This is a genomic window from Capnocytophaga sp. oral taxon 332 str. F0381 (assembly GCF_000318275.2).
In the GTDB taxonomy this organism is placed as follows: Bacteria; Bacteroidota; Bacteroidia; order Flavobacteriales; family Flavobacteriaceae; genus Capnocytophaga; species Capnocytophaga bilenii.
In genome coordinates this window covers 66,938-71,152 of record NZ_KB291344.1, presented here as the reverse complement: position 1 = coordinate 71,152, position 4,215 = coordinate 66,938, and the positions used below count along the sequence as shown (strand labels likewise).

4 protein-coding genes and 1 pseudogene are annotated in these 4,215 nt (G+C 28.4%); all 5 read right to left on the bottom strand.

What is annotated here, in order from left to right; genetic code table 11:
• Positions 1-147: 147 nt before the first annotated feature.
• Positions 148-930, bottom strand: a complete 783-nt coding sequence (locus HMPREF9075_RS11470; RefSeq protein WP_009416764.1) for a hypothetical protein — start codon at positions 928-930, stop codon at positions 148-150.
• Positions 931-948: 18 nt separating this feature from the next.
• A complete protein-coding gene (locus tag HMPREF9075_RS11465; protein ID WP_009416763.1) occupies positions 949-1,299 on the bottom strand; it encodes a hypothetical protein in 351 nt (116 codons plus the stop codon).
• A 69-nt stretch (positions 1,300-1,368) separates the two neighbouring features.
• Positions 1,369-2,055 carry a hypothetical protein gene (locus HMPREF9075_RS11460; RefSeq protein WP_009416762.1) on the bottom strand — a complete coding sequence of 229 codons (687 nt, stop codon included), beginning with the start codon at positions 2,053-2,055 and terminating at the stop codon, positions 1,369-1,371.
• A 1,229-nt stretch (positions 2,056-3,284) separates the two neighbouring features.
• Positions 3,285-3,395 (bottom strand): annotated as a pseudogene (locus HMPREF9075_RS14085) (phage baseplate assembly protein V); the annotation flags it as partial.
• Positions 3,379-4,095 (bottom strand): toxin-antitoxin system YwqK family antitoxin, encoded by a 717-nt coding sequence (locus HMPREF9075_RS11450; RefSeq protein ID WP_009416760.1) that lies wholly within the window; start codon positions 4,093-4,095, stop codon positions 3,379-3,381. The pseudogene HMPREF9075_RS14085 and the gene HMPREF9075_RS11450, both read right to left, overlap by 17 nt.
• Positions 4,096-4,215: the final 120 nt, after the last annotated feature.

The window sequence follows — 4,215 nt, the reverse complement described above, 5'->3', positions numbered from 1 at the left end:
AGGCTTTGTCCCTTAAATAATTCCATAATACATTTTCCATTTCCTCTCTATTAAATCTTTCCATCGTTGTCTTACGGCTTCCGAGGCAAAACTTCGTGTGGAGCGATTTGTTCATCAGCATTAGAAGCTGCCAACTCAAAAATTATATCACGGCTCTGTAAAGATATAATCAAATCTTTCATCCTCTTCACCAAACGCTGCTCTATATCTTTTTGCGTACTCTTGTTTTGAAATCTGTTTTCCAGAAATTGCATCTATAAAATAATGTAGATCACAATTTCTATATGAACAAACTATCAGATGATCCTCTTCTCTTTTTTGTTTTTCTTTTTTTGCTAATTCTATATATTTCTCTTTTTTTGCTAATTCTATATATTTCTCTAAACATTTATCTTCTGGGTAACCATCTTTTATGATAGCCTCCCACATATTCATTTCTTCTACATAATTTAATTGAAATCCAAAATAATTTGTTCCTCTAATATCAACAATTCTACCTTTTCCAGTTTTAAGGTTGATATGTCCTTTCTTTTCCAAGAATTGTAAAATATAAGGATATTTAATTTTCTTGAATTTCTTATCTTCATCTACAATTCTTTTAACGCCTTTTTTATTGTAATAAACAGATTTTCCGATAAGTACATTTTCTCCTATAAAATGCTTGATGCTTTTAATTTTTCCATTCGGATAATAATCTTTACGGCGTGTTATAAAAGAAGGGGAGGGCAAACTTTCCTCTATATATCCCCCTTCTTCTTTGTCAAAATCTATATCATAAACTCTGCACCCTTCTTTCATATATATATCTTTCAATAATACCCCTCTTTTATGTTCAAGCTCTTTAGCGAGCTTAAAATCAAACGTTTCATTTTTAGGTTGTGCTATTACATAGGAAGCATACAAATATAGTAATACTAAAAATACTCTCATAATTGCTCATTAATTATTCTATTTAATATTTCTTTTATTGCGGGGTTTATTAATTTCCATTGCCATTGATAGAGAGCAACTCCTTTGTCCTTCTTGTGAGGCACTGATTTGTATGTGTATTCCATTAGGAGTAACGGCGTGGCACTCTTCAAGGGTTAGTTGCAGGCAGTTGTAGTGATCCATCAGCACGTGCATCTTTACCGAATCACCAGCCATAGGCTGTAAGCCATAGTTAAGGTCTGTGGTTTGCAGGGCTATGGCATCTCTAACACTATCAGTTACAAAGTCCTGCACAGCAATAAAATGGCTGCTGCTTAGCTTCATTCCGTCTATCCAATTTACAGGATAATGGGTGAGTAGGTTGTTCATTGTTCTATCTTGTTTATTTGTTTTGCAAAGGTAAGAAAATGTATTATTCTTTCCTATGATAAATTAATTTTATTGTTTCACTATTTTTCCTGTTTCAGTGATTTTAAATGTATCAGTCTGTTCAAAATTAAAATCTTCATCATCTTTTTCAATTGCAGTACACCCAAATTCTGTTTGTATTTTTATTTTAAAGTTTTTATCAATACAAAATGTTCGCTCTCCTGAACATTCATCGGCGAGACGATAATAAAGAATGATACTATCTATATAATTCCCTTGTTTATCAAATGTTTGCAACTCTATACGCGGTACTGAATATTCATTTACTCGTATATATCCATATAGAACGGTAGTTATAGAATCATTTATTTGTATTTTCTTTACAGCAAAAGGAGGAGAGTCCTCACTTTCTTGATAATAGGGGTAAGCTATCAAAACTTCTTCATTAGTTATAAAATCAATCGTACCTTTATGAAAAAGGGCATTTACTTCCTTGTTTAGAGATTTTTTTAACTTATGAAAGCCTAAAAATTTATCAATATCTACATAATACAAATCATCTTTCACATAACTACCTTTTATGCAAAAAGGCAACGAAACTTCTTCTAAATCATCAAACGAAATTTCTTTTGGAGGATAACTTAACTCTTGCTGAGTTGTAGTTTCTTTTTTTTCTGTCTCTTTTTCTGTAACCTTCGTTTTTTGTCTACAAGCTATAAAATTAACAAATAATAAAAATAAAATTATCTTTCTCATTTTTCTATTTTTTTAAACTTTCCTGTTGTATTATCTATTTTATATTCTTCATAATTATCCACTATTATAGAAGATTCATCATATACAAGATATACAGTTGAAATTTTTTGTTTTTTTAAATTTATATAATAGTATTTTTCATATGCTGATAATGTATTTGCATTATTATAGTATTCGTAACATAATAAAGAATCTATTATATCATTGTTTAAGTAAGAATACAATATAGTTTTTATATGTTCTTCGTGATTATTTTTAACAATCAAATTATTTTTAAATTTCAAGTTTATATTACTATTTAATGTGATACTATCCATTAATTTTTTTTCTTTTCTGAATAGTTTATAATAATTAATTTCAATTTTATCATATAAACAAGAATCTTCTCTATTGAAATAATCTATACTACAAGTTTCTTTTAATTTTTCTATAAACAATTTATCTCCAATTAAAGGACTTCCTAATAAACTATCTGTAATTTCTTTATTTATATTTGGTAGCTCTTGATTTTGATAATCCGTTTGAGATTTACTTTTATTCTGACAAGAAAAAATTATTATTAAAAACGATAATAAAATTCTTTTTATAACACTTTTATTAAATCTTGAATGTAAATGACTATTATGCAAAGAACCCTTTTTCTCTTGAATTGCATTATCAAATTTTTTCTTGTCTTTTCCTGTAATTTGTTTGTTAAAACCAAAATTATTCATTGCAGTTATAAATTTTTGTTCATCAGAATCTTTTAAGTACAATGTATCTACACTTTCTCCATTTATATGCTCCACACTCGGAAAACTACTTCCATACTTAAAACAACTCCCAGTAGTTTGTATCTTAAGTCCTGTTCTTGCCAAGGCTCCTATAAATCCTGCAAAAACATCTGGACTTGTGTAACGTCTTTTAGTACCCGAAAAAATATAATTTATAAAAACTTTGTCTTTTTTATAATCTAAACTATCTGGCATTTTTAACAACTCCACTTCATTATTTTTTGCTTTATATAATATCCAAGTTTTCCCTTTTGTAGGGTGAGTTCCATATTCTGCGATATCTCCATTTTTATATCTGACTCTTTGAGAAGTTTTGCCTTCTGATACATTTTCATCTGAAATAATTTCTGAATGAGTGGGTTTGGCAGAATAAAAACTCCCCCGCTGGCGCGAGCTTGTAGCCGTGCCCAATTCATAATTCACAATTCCCCCCCCCGTCTTACCTGTCCCATTTGTCCCACTTTTCGCCTCACCATTATAATGTGCCCCCAGCACAAAAGGACGTTCCGCATTACCTCCTTCAAAATCCACCAATACCTCTTCACCTATTTCAGGGATAAGGAAGAATCTTATTTAAAGTGTCTTTTATTCTATCATTTAAATAAAGTAATTCCAATTTATAAGTGGTATCCTTATCTCTTTCTATCCATATACCCTCTTTTTTGTTATTTATATAGATACCTTCTGTGTAAATATTGAAAAAGGGAATATCTTCTTTCCATAATTTTTCTTTTTGGTTATTTACATACATTCCTTTTTTTAAAATATAGCCTTCAATATCCCATTCTTCCCAATATCCTTCTTTTTTACCACTTATATATGACCCTCTTCCTAATAGTTCTATCCAATAGCCTTCCTTTTTTTCTTCTGAACTTACATAGCCTTTACCATAGAATTTAATAAATTTATTATACTTTGTAGTGAAAATAAAGTTATAAGGATACATTATTTTTTGTCTATAATCTATAAATTGATAATATCCATTAATTTTATCATTTACAAAATTAATATACAAAATGGTATCATTATTTTGTGTGATAATTTTAAAAGGACCATTAAATTTTCCTTTCTTTAAAGAAAAAGAGAAGCCAAATTTTGGATAAGAAAAAATACCTGTTTCCTTCTTTTTAATTTTATTGTCTACATTTTCTTGTATTTTTAATACATTTAAAAGTTTATCATAAATTATTTTTTCTCCACAAGACAATAATGTTACACATACAAAAAAAATAAATAAAAATTTACATCTATATATGTTTGAATTCATTATATAATTTTTTTATAACCTCAAATTGATAATAGTAACATATCTTCTATCTCACATTCTTCTGAAAAAACAATACCTAATTTACACATAAGGGTTGTTAGTCTCTCTTATAAATCCTTT